The organism is Photobacterium sp. CCB-ST2H9 (assembly GCF_023151555.2).
Lineage (GTDB): Bacteria > Pseudomonadota > Gammaproteobacteria > Enterobacterales > Vibrionaceae > Photobacterium.
This window is the reverse complement of record NZ_CP100426.1, coordinates 742,117-766,228: the sequence shown is the minus strand read 5'-3', so window position 1 is coordinate 766,228 and position 24,112 is coordinate 742,117. Positions and strand designations below refer to the sequence as shown.

The following is a 24,112-nucleotide window of genomic DNA, read 5'->3' as shown; positions in this document are numbered from 1 at the left end:
GCCACAGATCGACAAATTATATGATCCGGATATGCACTTTTTTGATGTGATTACAGAGACCTGATGACGTTCCCTGAATATTGTCATCAGGTCTTTCAATTGAATATATTCGGTGAACTGGTTGATAAACCAATAAAAATTATTCAGTGTGACTTACAGGGAAACATCCTTAGCGCAAAAGACCTGGCTCATGTCGGTAGTGCCGTAGCAGGTCAGATTCTCTTTCAGGATATCGTAGGGAATTTTTAAGCCAGGTTTTCCATTGATTGTAATTGTGTCTTTCTCTTCGCTCGAAGTGTGCGACAGGGTAGAACCATCTCTGACAGACCAGTTGCTGATATACTCAATGGCATTCGCGCAGACAGTAATAGAGCAGGATGCCGGGGCTGTTGACTCACTGCTGATGATCAGGCATTGAGCTTCTATTTCACCGCAGCCGGCAAAAGCTGAAGCATTCATGAACAGCACGGAGGTCAGCACAAAAGAGAGATTTCTCAGAGGTTTCATGTACGGCATTGACTGTCCTTATGTATGGGAATCAAGACAAATTATTTGAACATCTTATAAGGCGGTTGATTTCAAGCCGTTGTTAATTGTCATGATATGAATTTTTTATATCCAGGTCTTCATCTGACTCTGAGTTAATTTGTTTATTAACGCCTGAATAAAAAGTTCATCGCCCTTATTTTTTGTTGATAAGACGATATTAAACCAAACACCCGCTTCGATAGCACTGATCCGATAAATTCGGGCATTCCGGATATTTTTATACTGTATTGGTTTGACAGAGGCTATCTCATCAAAGGGCATTTCAATGACAGATAATTTCTGATTTTCAGATTGATTGTAATGTATCAGTAGATGATCTGTCAGAATCGTACCACCCTCTAAGACAGACCTTGTTCCGTAAGAGTAAAAGTATTCAATCTGATCTTCACCGGAAATAATATAGTGGCTGATTAATGTATTCAGTGTGCTTTGTGAGAGTTGTTCGCCCGTCTGTACTGTGGATTCCGGTACAGAGCGGAGCATAATGAACTGGACGGCAGCCATCAAAAGCAGAAACACAATGATGACGGGCGCGATGGCCTTCAAAATGCCGCGATACTGAGTGTTGTGATTTGAGTTCACCGGTTTTCCATCGTTGTGCAATATCAATGTCCCTTTCGCTGTGCTTGCCTGGCAAAAAAACAAAGGCAGCACATCGTGGCAGAAGCTATCTATTCTACGTGAATCTGACCATTTGTATATTGACCGGATGGATGTAGGGAAAACATTGTACTGAATGGTCGTTGCGTCATTTGGAGAAAGCAAAGGACAGAGAGGTGAATGTATGTCTGCCCGATTTTCAATATTAAAATGTTATTGAGGATTTCGTTGAACGACATCACAGCGAAGTACAGACTGATCTTTAATCAGGTCGGCTAAGTGTTTTCGGCTTTCCAGATAATGTGAAGTTTGTTTGTGGACTGCCAGCGCAGCCTCGCTGGTATAGATCTCATAGAGATAAAAACAATGATCGTTCTCTTGAGAGACCATTACATCAAACACCAGGCAGCCCTCTTCATTCTCTACCGATGCTGTCGCATTTTCTTTCATGATGGAGAGGTATTGCTCGCTGTAGCCTGCCTTCACAACATTCTTCACGACGATACAAAACATAATAACTGTCTTCCTTTTCAGTGAATCATTTTTCAGCCAGGGATTGAGCTGAATTGTGATTTATTGTATACAATAATTACATGTTTTGCACACGGAGTAATCTTGTATGACTCGGCGTCCCAAACCATTGAACGGACTCAGACATTTAGCGCTGGCAGTACACCCGTTTGAGGAATGTGTTCGGTTTTATACAGAAATAATGGGTATGGAAGTACTCAGAAAAGCCAATGAACACCTAATTTACCTGAGTTGCGGAAATGACAATCTGTCATTGAGCAGAGCACATGAAAACCAGGACGACCAAAATCAGTCGCTGGATCATTTTGGCTTCATTGTGGACAGCAAAGAAGAGCTGCAAGCGTGGTATGAATTTCTGAAATCACAAGGCGTACCATTACTTGACCGTCCGCATGATCACAGCGATGGGGCACGCAGTTTCCATTGTACCGATCCTGCCGGGAATGTGGTGCAACCCTTGTATCACCCGGCTGTTTCCGGACAACGCTTGCGTTAAACAGTGTCTGAGTTGAGCAACGCATGTGGTACTGCGCGCGTTGCTCAGCTGGTTTCAGTCGTTTACTTCTGAGTCAGCAGGTAGTCCAGGATCTCAACCACTTGTGCCGGAGAGGTCGCCCAGGCATTGGCACTGGCATCGACTTCTTTCAGCGGGTGAACAATATCTTCACTGTGAAGCGTAATGTAAGGTTTATTCAGCGCAGCACAGAAACCTGCATCAAAGGCTGCATTCCACTGCTTGTATTGCTCACCAAAACGAATGATGGCGAGATCGCACTGTTTGATCAGATTCTGAATTCGGATTGCATTCACCTTTGCCGACAGATGATCACGCCAGAATCCGTTGTTTTCTTTGCCCAGAACATCGCCCGCCGCATCACTGCTGTCGTGATCGGTCACAGCTGAAGTAAACATAATTTTCAGGTCTCTGGCCTGACAGCCCTGAATAATTTGTTCACGCCAGTCGGTATGAATTTCACCTGAGAGATAGACATTCCACGTCATGACATCACCTTCCATTTATTGTCTTTGTTGATAATTTCATGGTTTATTGTACACAATTTTTGAGTTTTCGCACGCGGGCTTGTCGGAAGCAATGCAGCCTCAGGTGTCAGTGCTAGTCAATACTTCATGACGGGAAACGCCGGATTCATGAAATGGCCGGGCCGGATCAATTTGAGCCAGATATTTCGGGTTCATGGATGAGAGTTGAAGCATTGTCCCGACGGGCATGAAAATGGGGCTGGTGTTTTGAAGTGTTATATAAACTTGCGAATTTCCCGGGCAAAGAAGAAAAGTCGCAAGTTTCATCCGATCGGTTGATCAGTCCACCAGGGTGATCACAGTCAGTTTAGGAGCTTTATAATTCCAGAATTCGTGGCAGCCGTTGACCCAGCCAGTAATCGATTTTCCGGAAGCCTTTGCGGTTAATGCGAGCGAAAACATCTCTTTTTCATAGGGAGATTCTTTGTTAATGACTAAGAGTCTTTCTCTGTCTTTGTCGCACTGTTCAGTATGTCGTTTTACGCCATCAGGTGCGATTTTCACAATGATCATATTTGAGTCATGAACAGTGACACTTTCCACTTTGACAGGGCCAAAGTCGCTGTTTGCAGACACAAATGGTGTCATCAGTAAGGCTGCCGCACAGACAATCTTTTGATTTATCTTTTTTATCATGACGATATTTCCTTAATAAAAGTGAGTTCGAATCAAATTCAAGGCAGGGATTGTACAGAAACACATTGCACATGAGAAACAGTTGTAATGCGTTTCTGTGATTATTTTGTGGTGCTTGATTCAAATCTCTTTTATCTGAAACAACGTTCGGCCCATCGGGTCAGGCCTGCGGTGACTGAGCCAAAGTAATCGCCGACAACAATCGGCACTCCGGGTAAGCGCTGCTCGATTAATTGGCGTAAGATCGGTGAACGGGCACTACCGCCTGTCATAAAAATCACTTCCGGGGCACATTGTGCCTGAATGAGCGCTTCATGAATCAGTATACTGATTTTCTCTGCATTGCTGCTGACGGCTTCCGCCAGCTCAGTGTCCGTACAGTGAAGCGGGAGTGTCTCCTGACCAATTTTCAGCTGAGCACCGGCGCTTGCGCGATCGGACAGCGCTATCTTCATCAGTTCCGCTTCGCGGACCAACTGATGGCCGAGGGAATGGTGATACACCTGCAATAAACGTTTGAGTACGTCCGGTTCAGCAGAGTCTCTGACCAATTGCTGCAAAACTGCCAGGTTGCTGCTGGCATAAAAGTCACTTTGGGCGGCGACATTGTTAATGGCAACAGGATTCCAGAACTGGCTGACTGGTGCCGCGAGGCCTCGCTGACTGACCGTGTTTTTGCCCAGCAGCGGCATGATGTGCTCAAAGGCGAGGGCAATGTCCAGATCGTTTCCGCCGACGCGGCTGCCACTGTGCGCCAGTAGTCCGGCTGAACGGTCAGTTTTGCTCAGCCAGCCCGGACCCATCTGTAGAACGGAGCAGTCTGTTGTCCCGCCGCCGATATCAACCACGAGCACTGTGGTGTCTTTTTCCAGCTGGCTTTCATATTCTAATCCGGCAGCAACCGGCTCAAACTGAAACTCAATCTCTTTGAAACCCGCACGGGTAGCTGCGCGTTTCAGAATATTCTCGGCCTGTTCGTTGGCTTTCTCGCCACCGGTCCCCTGGAAGTTAATCGGACGACCAATCACGGCCTGAGTGATCGGGGCCTCAATCTGCATTTCACTCTGGCGCTTGATGTTCGCCATCATGGCGCAGACTAAATCTTCGAACAGGCTGAGCTGAATATCAACCAGTCCGGAAGCGCCAAGGAAAGACTTCGGGGATTTGACGTAATAGACTTCGTCCGGATCAGCAAGATAACTGTCCAGTGCCTGCTGGCCAAATTGTAATGCCTGTGCATCTACGACAATGTCGTCTTCTTTATTTGCAGCAATGGCTCGACGAAGTAACTGTTCACCGGTCTGGCTGGCTGGTTTGATGTCATAATGACGAAACAACGCTTCGCTGACCGCATCACGTGTCGGTGCTGCGAGGGTCGAAGGGATGTAAAAGCGGTTGCCTTCCAAAGGAAGTAGCTGGGGCTGACCATTCTCCATGATGGCAACAGCGCAGTTTGCTGTGCCGTAGTCAAATCCGATATACATAACTCCCTCCTGACAATTGAAAAGCCGGACAGTCTACGTGATTTACCAGCGGTGACAAGCAAAAGGGAGCGCAGCAAGGCGCAGTATGAACTCAGCGATACAGCTTTTTGAAGAACTTTGAAGTGAGCGTATAGTCGTAGCGGAGCTGGACCAGGGAGTAGATCAGAGTCGAGCCTGCAACTGTTCCCCACGGGTAAAAGAAAAACAGGATGATCCCGAACAGCATCGTGGCTTTTTCTGCCCAGCGATGAAGCACCAGCAGGCTGTAACCAGCACACAAATGGAGGATAGTCATCATCACGGCCAGCAGGACCTTATACAGATTGTCGGTCTCAATGTTCATGATGCCGTCAATTGCGGCCTGAAAACCAGAGACGATCCCGACGATCAGCCAGATGAGGGCATAAAGTGCGTGAAATGCAACCGCCAGTCTGTATTTGAGAGAGTATTTTGAACGCAGAGAATTTGACTGAGATTGCTCTCCTTCACTGCACTTTCGACACATTTCTGCTGGTGTGCCATCGGGCCTGTCCAGCGTTCTGACACCACATTTTACGCAGTACATGATTGGCACACCACAGTTCTGATTTCCCCTGAATCTTTATCCTGAACTCAGCTTCGTGCTGAGGGGCCTGTTTGTTAACAACAAACCCATTAATTATGATTCCATATATTTCAGTGTTATTTAATATGTGTTTGTTGTTTTTTTGCTGTGAAATCGATTGTAATCACGAAAATTGCTGTGGGCATCTCATTTTAATGAACGAAAAAACCTATTGCATAAGCTGATGAAAATTAAGAATTAAATTGATTAGAATATTCTGATTTACGGTTATTGGTAAAATTGATATGAAATGCATCTGAACTCAACCGGAAGGAGATTTTGTCGATTGTCAGTGCATGAAAAGTCAACGGTACTTTCGCTTTATTTCTGTAAAATAAAAGCATTCACTGCTTTTTCACTCATTTTAAGGCGTTTTTATTCATTTTAGTTTCTCTGAAAGCTGACTCAGCGAATGCTTAAATTCATCCGCAAAGAGCTTGGTCAGACACTCATTCATGCCATTTATCTTTTGTGTGAAGCAGATCCGGCAAACAGCTGAAAAAAACATCAATCAGCTGCGGGTCAAAATGGATCCCGCTGTTCTCGCGGATATAATCTGAGGCATCTTCGACAGACCAGGCGGTTTTATAGGGACGTTCGCTGGTCAGGGCATCAAACACATCCGCGATGGCTGTGATTCTGGCTTCAACGGGGATGGCTTCCCCTTTTAATCCGTGCGGATACCCTGAACCGTCCCACTTTTCGTGGTGATAAATCGCAATATTACGGGCAATTTGCATCAGCTCGGAGCCGTCATCTTCCAGGATTTCTGCGCCAATCACGGTATGGTCTTTCATCACAGCCCATTCTTCCGGTGTGAGCTTGCCTGGTTTGTTCAGAATGTGCTCAGGAATACCAATTTTGCCGATATCGTGCATGGGGGCAGCATGTAGCAGTGTTTCCGACCAGGAAGCGCTGAATCCGGCGGCAAGCGCAATCGAATGGACGTAATGACTCATACGGATGACATGATGACCGGTCTCATTATCTTTGTACTCCGCAGCTTTGCCGAGCATCTGAACTACGGACAAACGTGTTGATTTCAGTTCTTCCACCCGAACCAGTGAAAGATGGTTTTTGACCCGTGCACGCACAATCGGAGGGCTGACTGGCTTGGCAATGAAATCTACGGCGCCTAATTCAAAGCCTTGAGCTTCATTTTGTGCATCGGACAGGGCCGTGACAAAAATTACGGGAATATTCCGGGTCTCGATAACCGTCTTTAGTTGCTGGATGACTTCAAAACCGGACAGGCCGGGCATCATGACATCCAGTAAGATTAAATCGGGCTTCTCTGCACATGCCAGCGCCAGTGCCCGGCTGCCATCTTTGGCAAAGATCAGACGATACTCTGAAGAAAGAATATTTTTCAGCACCTGAAGATTCGCGGGTTCGTCGTCCACCAGAAGCAGTGTCTTTCGTTTAAGCATGTTCGATCTCCGTGTGCAGAAGACTGTCCAGATAGTCATTGAGTAAAAGTGCGGCTTGTTCCAGCTCGAAGTTATTCATGGCAGATTCGACCGACTCTGCCAGTGCTTCAGGTAATTGAGTTTTCACTGCCATAAATGTGCTTTCCGGGTTCTCACCCTGCGACAGCTGCCGGGCAATATTTCGAATGTCTTGTTGTCTCAGCGCCGGCCGCGGCGGGTTGTCAGCCTCACCGGATGTGATCGAACCGGCTGAACTGAGCCGATCATGAATGGCGTTAAAGCGGTCTCGGTACTGGCTGAACAGCGGTACGGTGTTTTGTTCCCGTTGCAGCGCTTGCTCCAGTTGCATCATGCAGTGATGGATGGCCGGCAGGCAGAGGTTCCCTGCGATTCCTTTTAACCGGTGTATATGGGAAAGGGCTTTCGTCTGACGGCCGCTCAGCAGACGCGCCAGGTAGTCCGGGTGGTGATGCGTCTGATTGATAAACTTTTGGATCGCAGCGAGCAGGGACTGTTCCGAGCCCCAAAGCTGACGGCCTTTTTCAAGATCAATATGCATCTCAGCGTTGGAAGACTGAGGTCTGGCTTGCGGATCCACATCGACAGCAATACCCATCAGATGGGCGATTTCAGATTTCAGGTCATGAATATCGATCGGTTTGACAGCAAAGCCGCTCATTCCGGCGGCTAATGCATCACGCCGGTCTTTTTCCAGAACGCTGGCGGTCAGTGCAATGACGGGAACAGGCTGAAGTCCTTCAGAACGTTCATAGGCCCGGATAGCTTTGCAGGCTTCGAGGCCATTCATTTCCGGCATCTGAACATCCATCAGGATGATATCAACCGGTGTGTTCTGAACGATAGTCAGTGCTTCCTGACCTGTTCTGGCTGTCAGCAGATGGTGGTGGTCTCTTTTCAGCAGCCCGGTCATGAGCTCCAGATTCTGCTCGACATCATCAGCGATCAGGATAGTCATTGGCGGGATGTATATCTGGTGAGTCAGATGCTCTTCCGCTTTCGACGGTTCGCCTCTCTGCAGGGGCAGATCCACTTTGAATGTTGACCCCTCACCCAGCTGGCTGTTGACACTGATATGGCCTCCCATCAGTTCTGCCAGCTGCTTGGCGATGGTGGTCCCCAGTCCCGTGCCGCCAAAACGGCGTGACATGGTTGAGTCTGCCTGAGAGAAGGGAGCAAAGATGGTATGGAGCCGGTCTGCCGCAATGCCGATGCCAGTGTCTTTTACCTGAATGGTGATGCCTTGGGCCCGGCTGGGCGTGAGATTCAGTGTCACAGAACCTCGTTCGGTAAACTTCACCGCGTTGCTGAGCAGATTCAGAATAATTTGCTGGATACGCAGGGGATCCCCCTGGTAAAACTCACTCATCTGCACATCGTAATGCAGGTTCAGTTCGATTCCCTTTTGGTTGGCAATCAGCGATTGAGTCGCGATCAGTTGCTCGCATATCTGGCGCAGGGAAAAATGTCGTGTTGTAAGTTGTGTTGTGCCGCTTTCCAGCTTGGCGGAGTCCAGTACATCATTCAGCAGGTTGAGCAGCGTCTGGGCGGAATTGCGAATTATCCCCAGATGTCTTTGTTGTTCCGGATGCATCTCGCCGTCGAGCATCAGTTCCGAAAAACCGATGATGGCATTCATCGGCGTTCTCAGCTCGTGGCTCATATTCGCCAGAAATGTACTTTTCGCCTGGGCTGCAATTTCTGCTTCTTCTTTTGAACGCCTCAGTTCAGCTTCCATTTTTTTCTGCTGGCTGATATCCGTGATGACCCCGACAAAGGTGCTGACACCATGGAGTTTCGATTCACCTAAAGACAGACGGATCGGCTTCATTAATCCATTCTTCTGCAGGGCAGTCACTTCCCGGCCAACCCCGATGATGCGTGCCTGACCGGTTTTCAGGTAGCTGTCCAGATAAGAATCATGTGCGCTTCGGTAGGGCTCCGGCATCAGCATGCTGATATTTTTGCCCAGAACTTCGCTCTCATGATAGCCAAGGATGCGCTCAGCCGATGCGTTAAAAGAAAGAATGGTGCCGCGGTGCGAAATTTTGATAATGCCGTCAACCGCGGTGTGAATGGTGGCTTTCAGTTCGGCGGCCGTTTCTTCACTGCGCTGGAACAGCGCGCGATATCTGGCCAGAGCATTCGTGGTGGTAATCAGTAAGCTGAGTGCGACAGTCACGACAGTAATTGTGATGGCCAGCAGGTAATGATGCTGATTGTCGGAGGCAAATTCTGGGTCCGGCTGACCCACAAACCGCGTTGCTTCCATCGCGGTATAGTGCATACCGGCAATCGCTAATCCCATGACGACACTGGCGATGAGCTGAGGGAGGTAACCGGTCAGGTTCAGACGTTTTCTCAGACCAAAGCTGATCCACAATGCCAGTGTGGCCAGGGAAGCAGCAACCACAATCGAAAGCATGAACAGCACAGGATCATACTTCAGGGCAGGTCCAAGAACCATTGCTGCCATACCAATGTAATGCATGGCGCCGATCCCCAGTCCGACCGTTATCCCGCAAAGCAGCAGCCGGGCATTGCTGACGGTCTGCTTGGTCAGCAGATGCAGCGTTACCCAGGAGGCCAGAAAACTGGGAAGAACTGACAGCAGGGTAATGTTGATTTGGTAATTCACCGTCGTACAGAGTTCAAAAGCCAGCATGCCAATGAAATGCATGGCCCAGACACCGACTCCCAGGGATGCTGCGCCTGTCAGAATGTGAATGCGCCGCATGACTTGGGTTGGACTTTGCTTCGCTAATTCAGCCAGAGACAGAGCGAGCAAAGATGCACCGACAGAAATCAACAGGGAGATAGCCACCAGCGTTGAATCATATTCGCCGGAAAACAGCAGGCTGGGGTCTGTGTTGCTGGTGATGAAATAGCGGGAGAATAAATCTGAAATCATTGCTCAGTGATTACCGGCAGCAAACAGGCCCGCAAATACAGAAAGGACAATTGGTGACTTGACGCTTCCTGCACCTGACATCACGCTGCATATCGGTGTCGGCGGATAAGTGAATGTTCGGCGCAACATTATCTTTTCAGTCCGGAAGAGTAAACCTTCGTACCGTGAGCTCGTGCCAATAATCAGCGAATGTTCAATCATCTGCTTCTTTTCGGGGCAGTGGGTGATTTAACAAAAGGCAAGAATGTACAAGATGCGTGCTGAATTTTATCGTATCGTGTCTGCGGCGTCGTTGGATGTAAAGTGAGTCAGAGACCATGAAAAATGAACATGTACCCGAAGTATCGACATCAGCAGAACCTGATGGGCGTGGGTTGTTACTGAACAGACAGGAGAAGTGGCGGTTATTCAGACAAGGAGCGCTGGCAGTATCACCCTTGTGCATTGCAGTCGTTCCATGGGGATTGTTAGCGGGCTCATTTGCGATTGATGCCGGGCTGGATGTGTTTCAGAGTATGGCGATGTCCGCGATTGTGTTTGCAGGTGCGGCTCAGCTCGTCGCAACCGGTTTGATCAAAGCGGGCGTGGGGCTGTTCACGATTCTGCTGACCACGTTTTTCATCACATCCCGGCATTTGCTTTACAGTATCACCATGAGACAAACCATCAGTCTGCTGCCACTGCGCTGGCGGCTGGGGTTAGGCTTTCTGCTCACCGATGAGCTGTTTGCGTTGTGCGGAAATCAGACACCGCAACGCTTTCAGCCCTGGTATGCCTTAGGTGCAGGGTTATGGTTCTATCTCAGCTGGAATCTTGCCACAATTGCCGGCATTTTCGCGGGTAAGTTTATTCCCAATCTGGAAAGTCTGGGACTCGACTTTGCGATTGCTGCGACTTTTATTGCCATTGTGATTCCTACAATTCAGCGCTGGCCCGTTCTGGTGGCCGTGGCTGTGGCTTTATTGGCCTCAGTGTTGATGGCTGCACTGGAAATTGAAGGAGGGCTCATGATTGCGAGTTTACTGGCAATGATCTGCGGTTATTTAACGGAACGATGGGTTGGAAATCATCCGATAAATCGTGAAGGTTCTGAAACTCAGCAGGGAGAATTAAAATGACGTGGATCATTATCATCACAATGATGCTGGTTATCTTTGTCAGCCGTTATCTGTTTTTAGAGCCCAGGCTGCCGATAAAGCTGAATCATCAGACACAACGTTTTCTCAGTTACTCGGGTCCTGCCGTATTAACGGCAATTTGGGCGCCTATTGTTTTTTTGCCTGAAAATAATGGGATTGATGTCACTTATCATAACCCATATTTTATTGGCGCTTTGGTTGCAGCAATAATTGCATGGAAAACAAAGAATGTTTTATTCACGGCTGTCCTCAGTATGGTGGTGTTTTTTTGTGCGTCATTTTTTATAAATTAAGACTTTATTGCTTATGCTTTTGATTTAAGTGAAATTCTCTCTTTTGAGAAACGCGGCCGACAGAACCTCATTCTATAGTTTACCCATCGTCTCATCTTCCGTAACGCTGCCCGTTTCAGGGCGGCTGATACATGCGTGGAAAATAAGAAAGAGGTTAATATGGCCATGCAAGCATCTAAAGGCAGACAACCGATATCCATCCCTACAAAATTAACCGGAACATTTGTTCTGGTTATTTCGACCATCTTTTCAGCTCATATAGAGGCAAAAAGTGACAATCACAATGAAACCGATTTAAGTTATCTGGAGGAACTTGGCAAACGGTTATTTTTTGAAAATATCTCTGACCCTGAGCGAATGTCATGTGCCACCTGTCATGCCCCGAGCACAGGGGGGACTTACGGTGTTTCCGGTGTGAATTTACATCAGGTCGCTGTGACAGGGGCGAGACCGCATTTAAGACCGCAGGACATTGAGCTTCTGGGCCTGCAAGGTAAAACGACCACGAAAAATGCAGGGACACTGAAACCGCCGACAAATCAGTACACCATTTTCCTCGATAAAAATGGTAACCCCTTTGGTTTAGGGCGCCTGAAAGACCGGGGTGTTGCCCCATGTGGTTTCTTTCCTTGTGGGGGTGCATTCTGGAATGGTCGCGCTACGGGTGACATTGTCGAGCAAACGAATGCAGTGTTTATGCCTTCGGATGCGTCCTGGCTGAAATTAAACGAGTATTCAAAATATCTCGGTCCCCTTGCTGATCAGGCCTTTGCCAGCCCATTTTTGAACCCTGTTGAGCAAAATCACAAGTCAAAATCTGATGTGTGTCAGCAAGTTGAAGGTACGAAATGGGGGAGTGAACTGTATTATCTGTCCTGGAATGTGCCTTTAGACTGCCAAAGCGAAGATGGCACGAATCAGGCTTTTGCCCGTTTTGCTGTTGCGCTCGCGGCCTGGCAAATGTCTGCGGATAATAACCGTTTCTCGTCTAAAAGAGATATGGCTCTGGCCAGTGATGCAGACCACAAATTTCCACTGGATGGATTTACGCAGCTTGAAAATGACGGACATGACCTGTTCTACGGAGAAGCCGGATGCTCAGCCTGCCATAGCGGTGGTGGAGATGGGACTGATCCGGAGGAACGCTATACGGATGATACTTATCACTCCATTGGTGTTCCGAGAAACTATGAAATCCCGGGTTCTCCTGAGCCTAATCCGGGTGTCAATCCAACGTTGATCCAGTTTGGCCTGACATCAACGGTATTCGGTATTCGGAATGCGTTCATAGGCCACCATAAAACACCGACATTAAGAAATGTTGATAAACGGAACGGGAAAGGTTTCATTAAGGCTTATACCCATGGCGGCTGGTTCAAGAGCCTAGAAAGTTTGGTGCATTTCTACAATACATCGAATGTGAATGGCGAAACGGCAAAAGGATTTAATATTAAGCGTTGTCCGGAAGGTATCGTGACGGAGAAAGATGCACTGGCGAATAATTGCTGGCCTGCGCCTGAAATTAATTCACCGTTCAGTTCACTAGGGGCGGTTAATCCGGCCACGGGAAAAACGTTCACCGGTGATCTAGGGTTAACTGAGTATCAGGAATCGGCAATTGTGGCATACTTAAAAACGCTGACGGATACCACAACCGTGGAACCACCGAAGCCTTATCAATCCAGCAGTCAACAGAAGAAAAAATAGTGTGGTAAAACAGAATAAAGAAAGCGAGATTTAATCTCGCTTTCTTTTTTTCAGCATATTCTGCCTGAGGCTAAGGCCTTGGCCCGATTGGGACCATGATGTGCTGGTAAGGTGTATCTTTCCACATCACGTAAGGGCCGCCGTTATTTGGATCCGTCGGCAGCGAATCCAGCAGGGCTTTATCCGGTGTGATGATCATCAGGTGTGGCCCTTCGACAATCCACTGGTTGTCGGCTGTTTCACTTTCGGCATAGGGGTCAGTATTACTGGCACCGCCATCACCACCCAGCATATAAGATATTCCGATGGTTTTAATTTCAACGGGTTGCTTGTTCATCCAGGCCTTTGCCCAATCCATCCATGGGCCGTCCATACACATGGGCGCCTTTCCTTTTAACTGTGGCGGGGTTGGGAAGCAGGTATAATTACTGGTTCCTTTTTGTAACACATTGTTATCCCAGTCCATCACGGTGACTTTGTCTTTGAGTGTCGGGGGCGCCGCACTCAGGGCATCCTCCAGCATTGCTTGTTTGTCATCAGCTTGAGCGGTGCTCTGCATCGCCAGTGCCATTACAGCCAGAGAAAGATAGTAGTAATATTTCATACCGTTATCCTTAGTAGAATCACGGTGCCGAGTAGGTATCACCTAAGTATAGTTGGCAGTCATTTTCCTGAAGCACAATCGATTCAAATCCTGCCGGTTCTGATTTGTTGCGGAAATTGAGCGAAGGCTCTTGGATGATATCGTTGGGCTTCGCTCTTATTAAATCTGTCCAATTCCGAGGCTTGTGAGACTAGTCTTATCCGGAGGCGTTTGTGAAACCAGAAGACGAAAACCTGAAAATTACCGTGTGCAATCCGAAGCAGGAAAAACGGCGCGTCAGCACGTTGCACCTGCGAAGTAAAATAAAGTCAGACCTGAAATGGTCGCATCTTTGTCTGAGTATGCATTCTTAGTTGGCTTAATATTAAGAACAACAAGATGAACAGAGGCTCCTTGAATAAGGCATGGCAATGACAGATAAGCAAAAAAAATTCCTGAAAGGCCCGATTCATACAGCACTTCTCTCACTGGCGATTCCAATTATTCTCACCAATATTCTTCAGTCGGCTTATCAGTTAACGGATGCATTCTGGGTTGGTCGGCTGGGTGCATCGGAAGTCGCTGCTGTATCGGTCAGCATGCCGGTTACTTTCTTAGTCATAGCGCTGGGTTCCGGACTGGCGATGGCAGGCGCGACCTTATCGGCACAATACATGGGCGCCGGGAAAAGAGACAAGGTGAATCATGTTGCTGCTCAGACCATGCTGATGGTCGCTTTCACCTCGGCGATATTGGGAATGAGTGGTTATTTGCTCTCACCGTACTTTCTGACATTGCTGGGGGTGAGCGATAAGGTTTTTGATGATGCCCTGAAATTCATGCATGTCTCCTTTATCGGGGTTATTTTTGTGTTTCTGTTTGCCATGTTTCAGTCGCTGATGCGGGGCATCGGACAGATCAAGATCCCGTTGCTGATTGTATTGGGTACTGTGATTTTGAACTTCTTTCTCGATCCGCTGTTTATTTTCGGATACGGCAGCTTTGAAGGCCATGGCGTGATGGGGGCCGCACTGGCAACCCTGGTCACTCAGTCGATTGCCGCGATGTTAGGACTGACTGTATTTCTTCGCGGAAACCATGGCATCAAACTGGAGTGGCATCACTTTAAACCTGACTTTGCCTATATCCGGAAGGCGTTTTTTCTCGGAGCACCGGGATCGGTCGAATTGTCGGCGCGGGCATTGGGAACCATCATCCTGTCATTTCTGGTTGCAAGCTTCGGCACAGTGACGATTGCGTCTTATGGCGTGGGCGCAAACCTGTTGCAGTTTGTCATGATTCCCGCCATGGGGTTATCAATGGCTGTATCCACCTTAGTGGGTCAGAACATTGGTGCGAATCAGATCGACCGCGCTGAAAAAATCACCTTACTGGGAACCCTGTGGGGATTTCTCGGGCTGACGCTGATCGGCGTTGTTGCCTATGTGCTGGCCCCTGATCTTGTCGCTGTTTTTATTCCCGACGATCCGGCAGTCATTGCCGAAGGCGCTCACTTTCTGCGAATTATGTGCCTGACCTGGGGCGGGATTGGAATCCAGCTTTGTGTGGTTTCTGCCTTCAGGGCTTCCGGGAATATGCAAAATGCCATGATGGTCGCTCTGGTCTCACAATGGATGGTGCAATTCCCGCTGGCTTATGTCCTGTCAAAACACACCACGCTGGCTGATCGTGGCATCTGGTGGTCTTTTGCGGTCACCAATGTGGTCGTCGCGATTTTTGCTTTCATCTGGTTTCAGCGGGGGACCTGGAAGAAAACCCGGATTACCGAAGAAGAGCAGCAAATTGCTCATATTTGTGATGAAGCCATGATTGAAAAAGGCAGTCAGTAAAATGCCTGACGCTACTGATTCCGGTAGTGTTGCTTGAACTGCTGCGGCGTCTGCTTAAACGCCATCCGGAAGGCTTCGATAAACGCAGAGACGGACTGGTACCCAATGTGATGAGCAACGTCCTGCACCGCTTCATCCTGCTCCAGCAAAGTCAGGGCTGTCATCAGTCTCAGTCTTTGCCGCCATTGCGGAAAAGTCAGCTGTACCTCCTTGTTGAACAGCCGTGACAGGGTTCGCTCTGTTGCTCCCGTCTGTGAGGACCACTCTGCCAGGGTTTTCGGACTGCCGGGACAGCTCAGTAATTCATGGACAATGGGCTGAAGACGCCGGTCGGCAGGCATGGGCAATTCCAGAGAGCTGTCTTTTTCTGCCCGCAGCTCGTCTTCAAATACGGTCAGCAAGTTCAGGACACGGTCGGACAGCGGCTGCCCGATGTGAACATTCTGGGTCAGCTTCAGGATCAGTTCTCGCAGAAACGGACTGACTTCAATCGGCTGGCAGCTGTTCGGCAGCGCTTTGCAGAAAGCCGGGTTCAGATAGATTCCGATAAAAGAGGCATCCTTCATCACGTAAGATTCATGGATTGTGCGCGCAGGAATAAACAGTGCCCGGTGATGAGGGACATAAAAGTGATGCGACTCAGTCCGGCTCTTCAGTAATCCTCTGGAAGGATAGATCACCTGATGCCATTCGTGCTGGTGAGGTTTGTCATGGTAGCCCTTCGTCATGTTTACGGTCTTGATCAGTACAGGCTGTTTCGGAAAAGTCGCGATCAGCGTATTACTGCTTGGCAATGGACTTGTCTGGTTATCGGTATTTAGTGTCATACTGCCGCTATCTGTTGTGAGTAATTGTGCATAGTATTAGCACGTCTCTAATCATAATGACGGTAAGGACCATAATGAAAGTTCATTTTTTGATTCATGAAGCCTTTGAAGGACCAGGTGCATTGCTTCAATGGGTCGATCAGCGAAATTATTCAACCAGCTATTCCCGGGTTTATCTGAGAGAAGCTTTGCCGGCGCATGGCGACGATATGGATCTGCTTGTGGTGTTGGGCGGGCCGCAGAGCCCGGCGACAACGACTGAAGACTGTCCGCATTTTGATGCCGCAGCGGAAATTGAACTGATCCGCAAAGCACTGGATGCGAAAACGCCTGTGGTTGGTTTTTGTCTGGGGGCACAGTTGCTGGGAGAAGCGCTGGGGGCAAAGTATTCACGTAGTCTGGAACCTGAGGTCGGTTGTTTTCCGATTGTGCTGAACAAGCACGCTCGTTTAGACCGAAAATTTGAGGGATTTCCGGCGCAGCTGGTTGTCGGGCACTGGCATAACGACATGCCGGGGCTGACACCCGCTTGTCAGGTGCTGGCGACCAGTCTGGGATGTCCCCGGCAGATTATCCGTTACTCGTCATTAGCCTATGGTTTTCAGTGTCATCCTGAGTTTACCCGTGAATCGGTCACCGGGATGATTGAGCATGCCGGTGCCGATCTTGAGGGGGCAGGGACGCAGCCCTTTATCCAGACTGCTGCACAGTTACTGGACTATGACTACAGCGAAATGAACCGGGCACTGTTCGGGTTTATGGATGCGCTGGTGGCTGAATCACAAATACACAGACGAGGTTGAGTCAACCGACATCGATTTCACAAGCCATTGCTGAAAAGCTAGAACTGGTGCTGAATGGCGATGTCTCTCTGGCACGACCGTATAGTATTCCAGCCCTGACGGCGTCGCAGGCCGCAGGGTTGGATGTGGTGTCAGCCAGCCTTGATCCAAAGCCTGCTCTATTTCCCATTGAAGGCAAAAGCAGCCAGCCTCTGTCTGGAAATAATCTGCCGATGAATCAGAAATGAAATGATCGAGACCGTTGTGACCAGGATACAGAACCCAATGATTGCAGGTACATTGAGGTTAATGAGCAGCAAGCCAATCGCAATGACGAAAACATGATGAAATAAATAAACCGTATAGGAGGCGTCTGACAGGAACAGGATTCTCCGGGAAGGCGCATTTAAAAAGCGGTAAAAGAGGCCGAAACAAAGCGTGATAGCCATCCAGACTGTCAGCTCTTTCAGGTACACGGAAATTATCTTAGTGGTTAGATGACTGTCCGGAATAATGTTCGCTGCAAGCAGCGACGTGATGAGGATGGCTGTCAGTGCAACAGAAAGTTTGTACTGACAGAAACGCTGAAAAAATCGCGGTTCACTGGCGAGAATCAGCCCGAACAAAAAGTAAGGCAAATAGTGAATGAGCTCATAGGTATCAATTAATCCATAAACGTTTGAATAAATGGGAACACCGATTTTATTCAACGATAAAAATTCCAGTGAGAGGACGGGTAAAAGAAACAGAAGCACAGACACGGGTAACCGGGCTAACACGGTGTTCATCGCGGTGACCCAGGGTTTTGAAACGGGTCTGAAGATTGCAAAACCAATTGCAGTGACCAGAAAATAGATCAACAAAACCACCAGAAACCAGAGATGGGAAATATATTGCCCTTCGTGCAGGTAGGGCATGACTTCAAAATACTGCCAGTGGCTCTGGTTCAAGATCAATGCCTGCACCGTGTTGACCGTGAGTGCGGTAAAAAAGAAGGGAATCGCCAGCCGTTTGAATCTGACCAGGATAAATGTGCTGAATTGATATTTTCTGAAGGTCAGCACGCAGAAGAAACCGGAGACGACAAAAAAAGCCGGCATCCGGAACGTATGAATCACATCAATGAGGTCAGTCATGAGCCAGCTTGTATTCTGGCTGTAAATGAGCCAGGAGTGTTCAGGATTAAAGACCTCAGCAGAGTGCAGGACAACGCCCAGGACCATCAGGGTTGCTCTCATTGCATCCAGGAAGTAGAACCGCTCCGGCTGTTGGGCTGCACCCACCGTATTTTGACCTGAGTTTTTCAGCATCAGCCATCTCCACTTTGCAGCAACACAGTTGTTCTGCACTGAAATTAAGTGTAGCCAAGGGAGATCGCCAGGTCGTTTCTTGTGGTCGATTTCGGGCAAAATAATTCAGTTGTTCTGTCAGGTTTTCTGGCCGGAAAGCAATTTTATCCGCCATTGTAACAACGCTGTGCTCAACTGAGGGTCACCCGGGCGCATCAGAATAAACAGGACGCCCGCCAGAATAAAACTGGCAGCCATGATCTGCAGGATGCCGACGGTCTCATCGTAAAACAGATACCCGCCTGCCAGTCCAAACACAGAAACCATCAGATTGATCGGAGCGACGGTACTCAGCGGATATTTCACCAGCATGCGATTCCAGATCCAGTAGCCGAATACGGTGGTCGGGTAGGCCTGAAACAGGACCGAAAAGGTGGTATAGCCATGCCAGTTGTGAAAAGCGTGCTCAATCATTGCAGTTCCATGCAGTGACAGAGCGAAAATCAGCAGCGGCACCGGGGCAAACACCATACCCCAGATACTGAATGCAAAGGCTTGCGTAGTGCCGGACTTTTTCACAATCGCACTGACCAGACTCCACGACAGTGCGGAAACCAGAATCAAAGCCACGCCTTTGAGGGTCACTGTGCCGTCTGTGGCCATCAAAGACAGTGCTAATCCACTGGCAGCCAGGAGTGCACCAATCAGTTTGGTTTGAGTGAACTGCTCCTGAAACATCAGATAGCCGAACAGCAGGCCAAAAATGACATTGGTTTGCATCAGTACAGATGTCATACCCGCTGAAAGACCTGCGGTGATTGACCAGGACGCGAGGCCCCAGACACCCACGCCAAAAAGAACCCCATAGCTGATCAGGTAGCGCCAGGGCACATCAGGTTTTTTCACGAAAAAGATTAACGGTATTGTGGCGAGGGTAAAGCGGACTGCTGTTATCAGCATCGGATCCACATCACTGACTCCGAGTTTGATCACGGAAAAGTTGATTCCCCAGATGAACATCACGAGCAGGCCCAGTAAGGCATCTTTGAAAGCCATGCGTTTTCCCTCACTTGTTATGGATTCAATTTTCATTTTGCATTGCTGTCCGGGTGCGGTGCAGATACAATTTTTGAAAATAAAAAGAGTACAGTTGGCGTGTGAACGGAGGCAATCCATGAGGTACAAGCAGCTTGCGGAACAATACGTGCTGGATATTCAGGCGGGAAAGCTGGCCGCACAATCCCGGATGCCTTCGCTCCGTCAGTTCGCCAGCCTGCATCAGGTCAGTATGACGACTGCACTGAATTGTTATCAGTCGCTGGAGGCATTGGGCTGGATTATTGCGAAGCCGCAGTCGGGGTATTTTGTGGCAAGGCGAGGCAGCCAGAACCTGCCCGCACTGGAACAGTTCGAAAGCCGTCTGGCGGCGGTATCTGACTATCAGCCTCAGGCCGGGCAGATCCCGGACAGCCAGCATGCCGGGCCGCTGGGTTATTCACGATTTGAAGTCGGCGCAGAGCTGGCAAAGCAAATGGGGCAGAGTTTTCGCCGGGCGCATCAGCGACTGGGAGAGCGGATGAGTTTCTATCCGGTGTCTCAGGGAGAGCCCATGCTGCGCCAGGTTTTGGCTGCGCATTTCACGCAGTACGGTTTTCATTTTCAGCCGGAGCAGCTGGTGATTACCAACGGCTGTATGGATGCCATCCGGACCGCCATTGACGTATGCACCCGGCCGGGAGATACAATTGCCATCAGTTCGCCCTGTTTTAATGGCTTGCTGACCCTGTTGCGGGAAATGTCGCGCAATATTGTCGAAATACCGTCGGTGGCAACCGGGATCGATCTGGATCAGCTTGACCATCACATGCGGCTGGGGACCATTCAGGCCGGTCTGTTTTGTACGACTCACATGAATCCGCAGGGAATCACCATGTCACCGGCACAGAAACAGCGACTGGCGGACATGGCGGCACAGTATCAGATCCCGGTGATCGAAGATGATGTGTACATGGAGTTGCCACACAGCAACACCGTGCCGCTGCCTGCCAAATATTACGATAAATCCGGCTATATACTCTGGTGTGGTTCAGTCTCAAAAACACTGGCGGCCGGCTATCGGTTAGGCTGGTGTCTGCCGGGACGGTACCTGGAGGCCTACCTCCGTAAATTTCGTGCCGGGTGTTTCGGGGTTGCATTGCCGGTACAGCTGGCCATCGCCGATTTTATTGACAGCGGGCAATATGGACGTCATCTGAAGAACAGACGTTTTGCGTTACTGACCAACAAGCAGCGATACACGGAGTATCTTCAGCAACAGCTTCAGGATGCCGTGCGGATCAGTGATCCGGCTGGCGGTATGGTCCTGTGGCTCCAGCTTCCGGGGATGGCAACGGCGAAACTGAAACATCTGCTGGCTGATGCGCAGCTGGACATTCGTTTAGGTGAATTCTTTACTTGTCGTGATTTTTACCGGGACAGCTTGCGGATCAATATCGGTTTTGCATTGCCGGAGGCCGGGGAGCCGGATAATGCGGCCATGCAGGCGCTGGATTCTCTGACTCAAGTGCTGAAACAGGTGAGTCCGGCTCAACCGGACCATGTCTGAGAGATGTTGTCAGAAAACAGACAATGGTGACATTGCGGCGACAAAACGGTGCTGAGCATGAGTATACTCACAGGTTTGGGTTCAGAGGAAAATTTTGTTGAGAGTGGTCTGGTTTGCACTGATTTTTATGGCGTTGCCCGCATCTGCACAGTCAGGCGGAGCGTCGTCCGTGCCATCAATTCAGCAACAGTGGCAACAATTTACTGATCGTCTTGCGGCGATTGATGCTGACCAGATAATTTCGCAGCAAACACTTAATCAATTTCCCCAGTCTTTGCTGCTTCCGGCCAGCCAGTATCCGGATCTGGCAACATTCAGCTGGCAGCAACTGAAAACCCTTTATACCGTTCACCAGAACTGTGAATTGCCAGCGGAAGATCCGATGGTACAGAGCCCGGCCTGGCAGCAGGCGATGCAGTTTGAATGGCTGTTGTGCCAGGCTGGGGAACTGACGTCAGACTGGAATTCGGTGTTGTCAGCACTGCATCCGGCTGGGGGCAGCTATGCTGACCGGTATCTGGCCTATCTTCAAGGGCAAGCGGATCAATCTGTCGTCAGGGCATTTCTGCAGGAACATGCAGGCAATCTGACACTGGCCAATCCTGAGCATCCTTTGCACGAAGCTATGGCTTCACTCTCTTCATCCGGCAAAACAGCGCTCTTTGAAGGATATCGTTTTTATCTCAGTAATCATGGCCAGCTGTGGCGAAATCACCCCGGGGGCATTGACGTACTTCGTGCAGAACAATGGGAGGACGTTGCTGATGAGGCCGGGTTGTCTGTCACTTCGCTGGATGCTCAGGATCATCAGAATTGCGTCATGCAATACAGTAACTTATGCATTTCATCTGTACCCGAACGTCCTTTGTGGTGGCAGGCGGCACTGGTGCTTTTGCTGGTGGCGGTGCCGGGGCTGGCACTGAAGATGCTGCTGGAGCGGCGGCGTGCACTGAAAGAACGTCAGTTTATTTTGCAGTTACTTACCCACGAACTGAGAACACCAGTGACCAGTCTGGGATTCACTGTGGAACAGTTTCGTGATGAGTTTGATCATCTCAGCGGCCCGGCGCAGGATGCATTCTACAGACTTTCCGGTGATTACCAGCGCTTGTCCCGTCTGACTGAGGCCAGCAAAGGCTTCCTGAGTGACAGGCAGGATGCGATGGCGGAAGGCGATCTGGCCTTGTTCTCCGACTGGTTGGATGCCGTGACTGAACCGTACAACCTCAGTTATCGTCTGACAGGCGATCTGGAAATCGCGCTGCCGTATTATTGGCTGGGTGTGTGTCTGGACAACCTGATACGCAACGCACTCATTCATGGTGAGCCTCCGGTGCGCATTGAAGCAAAGATCACCGGGGAAAAAATCTGGATTGAAATCAGCGATCAGGGGCAGTCATCACCCCGGCGTCTGCTGTGGCGGCGTTTTGTGTCTGATGCTGGGAAAACCAAAGGAAAAACAACGGATCACACAGATGGAATGGGGATTGGCCTGATGATTGTCAGGCGCATCATGCGACGGCTGGGCGGCAAATTAACTGAACACCGTCAACCGACAAGATACAGACTGGAGTTACCCAGATGAGTCAGATATTACTGGTCGAAGACGATCATTTACTGGGGGAAGGGCTGTCTCGTTATCTGACTGGCCAGGGGTACAGCTGTCGCTGGATCAAACGTATGGCTGATGTCGAAAAGTACTGGTATCAGGCTGATTTGGTGGTGCTGGACCGGCAATTGCCGGAAGGAGACAGCGTCCAATGGCTGCCGGAATGGCTGACCAAAAAAGCGTTGCCGGTGATTATTCTGACGGCAAAAACAGAAGTGGCGCACCGGGTTGAAGGATTGGGGGCCGGAGCAAAGGACTATGTCATCAAACCTTTTGCGCATGAGGAACTGCTGGCCCGGGTTCAGGCCCAACTGCGGCCGCTGGGTGAGGTTGAGATCCGTTACAAGAGTCTGGTGGTGAACCTGTCCGGTCAGTCTGTGCAGGAGAACGGGCAAACCGTGCCATTGAAGCCGAAAGAATTTCAGCTGCTGGCCTTGCTGGTGCAAAACCCCAACCGGGTGTATCACAGAGATGAATTGCTCAACAAAGTTTGGGGATTTCAGGCATTTCCGTCGACACGGACGGTCGATAATCACATTTTGCATCTTCGGCAGAAACTGCCAGCGCTGGAAATCGAAACGGTGCGCAGTGTCGGCTACCGGCTCAGGGGAGAATAACCGTGTTGAACCGGCTTTCTTTCAGGAAACGATGGCGGCTCTCATGCCTGCTTGCCAGTCTTGCTTTGCCAACGGCAGCGGGTCCGTTCCCGACCAATCCGGCTGACTGGTTCATGACGACGCCGTTACAGTCTGTTTATCAGGCATTGGTCGAGGATCAGACTGAGCTGGCATGGCAGGAGTTGCAGCTTACTTTGCAGCAGCATGCATCGGTGCCGGTATCCCAGTGGCAACCTGTGTTTCAGCAGATCCTGAATCAGTCCGATTGCGGACGGCGTCTGGGAGCACCTTTATCTCTGGCAGACAGTACTCAAACCGCAATGCGGGTTTCATTGTCCCTCCAGCATAAAGTGAATCTTCATCAGCAGGTGCAACAGTTAAAAGTTGCCATCGAAGGTGCCAGCCAGCCGTTGACTATTGTTCTGACCGACAGGGCAGGGAAGCCCTGGCTGAGTGGTATCGTGACACCCGATAAAGAGGGTTACGCAGAGCTGGAAAGCGCTGAGTGGTTTCAGCCGGTACCTGATGGGGGGTATCTGCTGCAGGTCGGGAAACAGACTTATCCGTTGATTCTGGTCTCAGCGTGGCTGCCCGGTTCAGCAGCGCCGGTGACATTTCAGGATAAGCGTCAGACGGAGAGCCCGTTTCTGTTTCCCTCGCCGGAAGTCACACCTGCGCGCCGGTGTCAGGTTTCCCGTCGTCTCTGGCAATGGCTGGATGGCACTTATCAGCTCGCTGCACCGCTGGAAGCCGTCCAGCTCGACAACCAGAGGCGGGGAATCATACCGGCATCCGTTCCCGCGGATGCTGAATGGCTAAGCGCTGTGGTGGCATCACGCTATTTTCAGGGCAGTCTGGATATTGAACAGGTGTACCGGGTAACTTTACCAGTCAGATATCTGCATGTGAGTCGTCCGTGAATGGCGAGCAGGCGATAATGAAGACACTGGGGTGACAATTCGCAATGATGGCTCACGTCTAATACCTGTATCGAAACAAACAGGTAT

Annotated in this window: 23 protein-coding genes; 10 read left to right on the top strand and 13 right to left on the bottom strand. The window is 49.6% G+C overall.

Features of this window, described 5'->3' with window-relative positions; genetic code table 11:
• Positions 1–153: 153 nt before the first annotated feature.
• The 3 genes from L4174_RS20080 to L4174_RS20070 form a co-directional block, all read right to left on the bottom strand.
• Positions 154–516, bottom strand: a complete 363-nt coding sequence (locus tag L4174_RS20080; protein ID WP_248142101.1) for a hypothetical protein — start codon at positions 514–516, stop codon at positions 154–156.
• A gap of 96 nt (positions 517–612) precedes the next feature.
• On the bottom strand, positions 613–1,131 hold the full coding sequence (locus L4174_RS20075; RefSeq protein WP_248142102.1) for a hypothetical protein: 519 nt from the start codon (positions 1,129–1,131) through the stop codon (positions 613–615).
• Between the two features lie 231 nt (positions 1,132–1,362).
• Complete coding sequence (locus L4174_RS20070; RefSeq protein ID WP_248142103.1) at positions 1,363–1,662, bottom strand: putative quinol monooxygenase; 300 nt, start codon at positions 1,660–1,662, stop codon at positions 1,363–1,365.
• A gap of 106 nt (positions 1,663–1,768) precedes the next feature.
• On the opposite strand from L4174_RS20070, the gene L4174_RS20065 reads away from it, so the two are divergent.
• A complete protein-coding gene (locus L4174_RS20065; RefSeq protein WP_248142104.1) occupies positions 1,769–2,176 on the top strand; it encodes a VOC family protein in 408 nt (135 codons plus the stop codon).
• 62 nt (positions 2,177–2,238) lie between these two features.
• On the opposite strand, the gene L4174_RS20060 is transcribed toward L4174_RS20065, so the two are convergent.
• From L4174_RS20060 to L4174_RS20035, 6 genes are all read right to left on the bottom strand, one after another.
• Positions 2,239–2,682: a YtoQ family protein gene (locus tag L4174_RS20060; protein ID WP_248142105.1), complete on the bottom strand. Its 444-nt coding sequence runs from the start codon at positions 2,680–2,682 to the stop codon at positions 2,239–2,241.
• 318 nt (positions 2,683–3,000) lie between these two features.
• Positions 3,001–3,357, bottom strand: a complete 357-nt coding sequence (locus L4174_RS20055) for a hypothetical protein (RefSeq protein WP_254589133.1) — start codon at positions 3,355–3,357, stop codon at positions 3,001–3,003.
• Positions 3,358–3,488: 131 nt separating this feature from the next.
• Positions 3,489–4,841 carry a molecular chaperone gene (yegD, locus tag L4174_RS20050; RefSeq protein ID WP_248142107.1) on the bottom strand — a complete coding sequence of 451 codons (1,353 nt, stop codon included), beginning with the start codon at positions 4,839–4,841 and terminating at the stop codon, positions 3,489–3,491.
• 91 nt (positions 4,842–4,932) lie between these two features.
• A complete protein-coding gene (locus L4174_RS20045; protein ID WP_248142108.1) occupies positions 4,933–5,406 on the bottom strand; it encodes a hypothetical protein in 474 nt (157 codons plus the stop codon).
• 488 nt (positions 5,407–5,894) lie between these two features.
• Positions 5,895–6,875: an HD domain-containing phosphohydrolase gene (locus L4174_RS20040; RefSeq protein WP_248142109.1), complete on the bottom strand. Its 981-nt coding sequence runs from the start codon at positions 6,873–6,875 to the stop codon at positions 5,895–5,897.
• Positions 6,868–9,804, bottom strand: coding sequence for an MHYT domain-containing protein (locus tag L4174_RS20035; protein WP_248142110.1), 2,937 nt, complete (start codon positions 9,802–9,804; stop codon positions 6,868–6,870). Before L4174_RS20035 ends, L4174_RS20040 begins: the two co-directional genes overlap by 8 nt.
• 317 nt (positions 9,805–10,121) lie before the next feature.
• Between L4174_RS20035 and L4174_RS20030 the strand changes: the two genes are divergently transcribed.
• The 3 genes from L4174_RS20030 (at position 10,122) to L4174_RS20020 (ending at position 12,943) form a co-directional block, all read left to right on the top strand.
• Positions 10,122–10,922 (top strand): AzlC family ABC transporter permease, encoded by an 801-nt coding sequence (locus L4174_RS20030; protein WP_248142111.1) that lies wholly within the window; start codon positions 10,122–10,124, stop codon positions 10,920–10,922.
• Entirely contained in the window at positions 10,919–11,236 is a 318-nt protein-coding gene (locus L4174_RS20025; RefSeq protein ID WP_248142112.1) for an AzlD domain-containing protein, read from the top strand. Before L4174_RS20030 ends, L4174_RS20025 begins: the two co-directional genes overlap by 4 nt.
• Positions 11,237–11,395: 159 nt before the next feature.
• On the top strand, positions 11,396–12,943 hold the full coding sequence (locus tag L4174_RS20020) for a cytochrome-c peroxidase (protein ID WP_371929413.1): 1,548 nt from the start codon (positions 11,396–11,398) through the stop codon (positions 12,941–12,943).
• 70 nt (positions 12,944–13,013) lie between these two features.
• Here the strand turns inward: L4174_RS20020 and L4174_RS20015 are convergent, their stop codons facing one another.
• Complete coding sequence (locus L4174_RS20015) at positions 13,014–13,547, bottom strand: hypothetical protein (RefSeq protein ID WP_248142113.1); 534 nt, start codon at positions 13,545–13,547, stop codon at positions 13,014–13,016.
• A gap of 410 nt (positions 13,548–13,957) precedes the next feature.
• Between L4174_RS20015 and L4174_RS20010 the strand changes: the two genes are divergently transcribed.
• Entirely contained in the window at positions 13,958–15,376 is a 1,419-nt protein-coding gene (locus tag L4174_RS20010) for an MATE family efflux transporter (protein WP_248142114.1), read from the top strand.
• Between the two features lie 11 nt (positions 15,377–15,387).
• Here the strand turns inward: L4174_RS20010 and L4174_RS20005 are convergent, their stop codons facing one another.
• A complete protein-coding gene (locus tag L4174_RS20005) occupies positions 15,388–16,203 on the bottom strand; it encodes a helix-turn-helix domain-containing protein (protein WP_248142115.1) in 816 nt (271 codons plus the stop codon).
• A 74-nt stretch (positions 16,204–16,277) separates the two neighbouring features.
• On the opposite strand from L4174_RS20005, the gene L4174_RS20000 reads away from it, so the two are divergent.
• A complete protein-coding gene (locus L4174_RS20000; RefSeq protein ID WP_248142116.1) occupies positions 16,278–17,006 on the top strand; it encodes a gamma-glutamyl-gamma-aminobutyrate hydrolase family protein in 729 nt (242 codons plus the stop codon).
• A 158-nt stretch (positions 17,007–17,164) separates the two neighbouring features.
• Here the strand turns inward: L4174_RS20000 and L4174_RS19995 are convergent, their stop codons facing one another.
• The gene (locus L4174_RS19995; RefSeq protein WP_248142117.1) at positions 17,165–18,295 is read right to left on the bottom strand and encodes an acyltransferase family protein; all 1,131 of its coding nucleotides are present in this window, start codon (positions 18,293–18,295) and stop codon (positions 17,165–17,167) included.
• Between the two features lie 117 nt (positions 18,296–18,412).
• Positions 18,413–19,330, bottom strand: coding sequence for an EamA family transporter (locus L4174_RS19990; protein WP_248142118.1), 918 nt, complete (start codon positions 19,328–19,330; stop codon positions 18,413–18,415).
• A 118-nt stretch (positions 19,331–19,448) separates the two neighbouring features.
• On the opposite strand from L4174_RS19990, the gene L4174_RS19985 reads away from it, so the two are divergent.
• The 4 genes from L4174_RS19985 to L4174_RS19970 all read left to right on the top strand — a co-directional run bounded on the left by L4174_RS19985 (position 19,449) and on the right by L4174_RS19970 (position 24,025).
• Positions 19,449–20,879, top strand: coding sequence for a PLP-dependent aminotransferase family protein (locus L4174_RS19985; protein ID WP_248142119.1), 1,431 nt, complete (start codon positions 19,449–19,451; stop codon positions 20,877–20,879).
• Between the two features lie 103 nt (positions 20,880–20,982).
• Complete coding sequence (locus L4174_RS19980) at positions 20,983–22,464, top strand: DUF3404 domain-containing protein (RefSeq protein ID WP_248143301.1); 1,482 nt, start codon at positions 20,983–20,985, stop codon at positions 22,462–22,464.
• Positions 22,461–23,105, top strand: a complete 645-nt coding sequence (locus L4174_RS19975; RefSeq protein WP_248142120.1) for a response regulator transcription factor — start codon at positions 22,461–22,463, stop codon at positions 23,103–23,105. Before L4174_RS19980 ends, L4174_RS19975 begins: the two co-directional genes overlap by 4 nt.
• A gap of 2 nt (positions 23,106–23,107) precedes the next feature.
• A complete protein-coding gene (locus L4174_RS19970; RefSeq protein ID WP_248142121.1) occupies positions 23,108–24,025 on the top strand; it encodes a DUF2861 family protein in 918 nt (305 codons plus the stop codon).
• Positions 24,026–24,112 lie beyond the last annotated feature (87 nt).

What these genes read in the sequence shown, in the direction of transcription:
- L4174_RS20080 (WP_248142101.1), bottom strand. Translation starts at nt 516, where the DNA reads ATGCCGTACATGAAACCTCTGAGAAATCTCTCTTTTGTGCTGACCTCC.
- L4174_RS20070 (WP_248142103.1), bottom strand. Translation starts at nt 1,662, where the DNA reads ATGTTTTGTATCGTCGTGAAGAATGTTGTGAAGGCAGGCTACAGCGAG.
- L4174_RS20065 (WP_248142104.1), top strand. Translation starts at nt 1,769, where the DNA reads ATGACTCGGCGTCCCAAACCATTGAACGGACTCAGACATTTAGCGCTG.
- L4174_RS20060 (WP_248142105.1), bottom strand. Translation starts at nt 2,682, where the DNA reads ATGACGTGGAATGTCTATCTCTCAGGTGAAATTCATACCGACTGGCGT.
- L4174_RS20055 (WP_254589133.1), bottom strand. Translation starts at nt 3,357, where the DNA reads ATGATAAAAAAGATAAATCAAAAGATTGTCTGTGCGGCAGCCTTACTG.
- yegD (WP_248142107.1), bottom strand. Translation starts at nt 4,841, where the DNA reads ATGTATATCGGATTTGACTACGGCACAGCAAACTGCGCTGTTGCCATC.
- L4174_RS20045 (WP_248142108.1), bottom strand. Translation starts at nt 5,406, where the DNA reads ATGTACTGCGTAAAATGTGGTGTCAGAACGCTGGACAGGCCCGATGGC.
- L4174_RS20040 (WP_248142109.1), bottom strand. Translation starts at nt 6,875, where the DNA reads ATGCTTAAACGAAAGACACTGCTTCTGGTGGACGACGAACCCGCGAAT.
- L4174_RS20035 (WP_248142110.1), bottom strand. Translation starts at nt 9,804, where the DNA reads ATGATTTCAGATTTATTCTCCCGCTATTTCATCACCAGCAACACAGAC.
- L4174_RS20030 (WP_248142111.1), top strand. Translation starts at nt 10,122, where the DNA reads ATGAAAAATGAACATGTACCCGAAGTATCGACATCAGCAGAACCTGAT.
- L4174_RS20025 (WP_248142112.1), top strand. Translation starts at nt 10,919, where the DNA reads ATGACGTGGATCATTATCATCACAATGATGCTGGTTATCTTTGTCAGC.
- L4174_RS20020 (WP_371929413.1), top strand. Translation starts at nt 11,396, where the DNA reads ATGGCCATGCAAGCATCTAAAGGCAGACAACCGATATCCATCCCTACA.
- L4174_RS20015 (WP_248142113.1), bottom strand. Translation starts at nt 13,547, where the DNA reads ATGAAATATTACTACTATCTTTCTCTGGCTGTAATGGCACTGGCGATG.
- L4174_RS20010 (WP_248142114.1), top strand. Translation starts at nt 13,958, where the DNA reads ATGACAGATAAGCAAAAAAAATTCCTGAAAGGCCCGATTCATACAGCA.
- L4174_RS20005 (WP_248142115.1), bottom strand. Translation starts at nt 16,203, where the DNA reads ATGACACTAAATACCGATAACCAGACAAGTCCATTGCCAAGCAGTAAT.
- L4174_RS20000 (WP_248142116.1), top strand. Translation starts at nt 16,278, where the DNA reads ATGAAAGTTCATTTTTTGATTCATGAAGCCTTTGAAGGACCAGGTGCA.
- L4174_RS19995 (WP_248142117.1), bottom strand. Translation starts at nt 18,295, where the DNA reads ATGCTGAAAAACTCAGGTCAAAATACGGTGGGTGCAGCCCAACAGCCG.
- L4174_RS19990 (WP_248142118.1), bottom strand. Translation starts at nt 19,330, where the DNA reads ATGGCTTTCAAAGATGCCTTACTGGGCCTGCTCGTGATGTTCATCTGG.
- L4174_RS19985 (WP_248142119.1), top strand. Translation starts at nt 19,449, where the DNA reads ATGAGGTACAAGCAGCTTGCGGAACAATACGTGCTGGATATTCAGGCG.
- L4174_RS19975 (WP_248142120.1), top strand. Translation starts at nt 22,461, where the DNA reads ATGAGTCAGATATTACTGGTCGAAGACGATCATTTACTGGGGGAAGGG.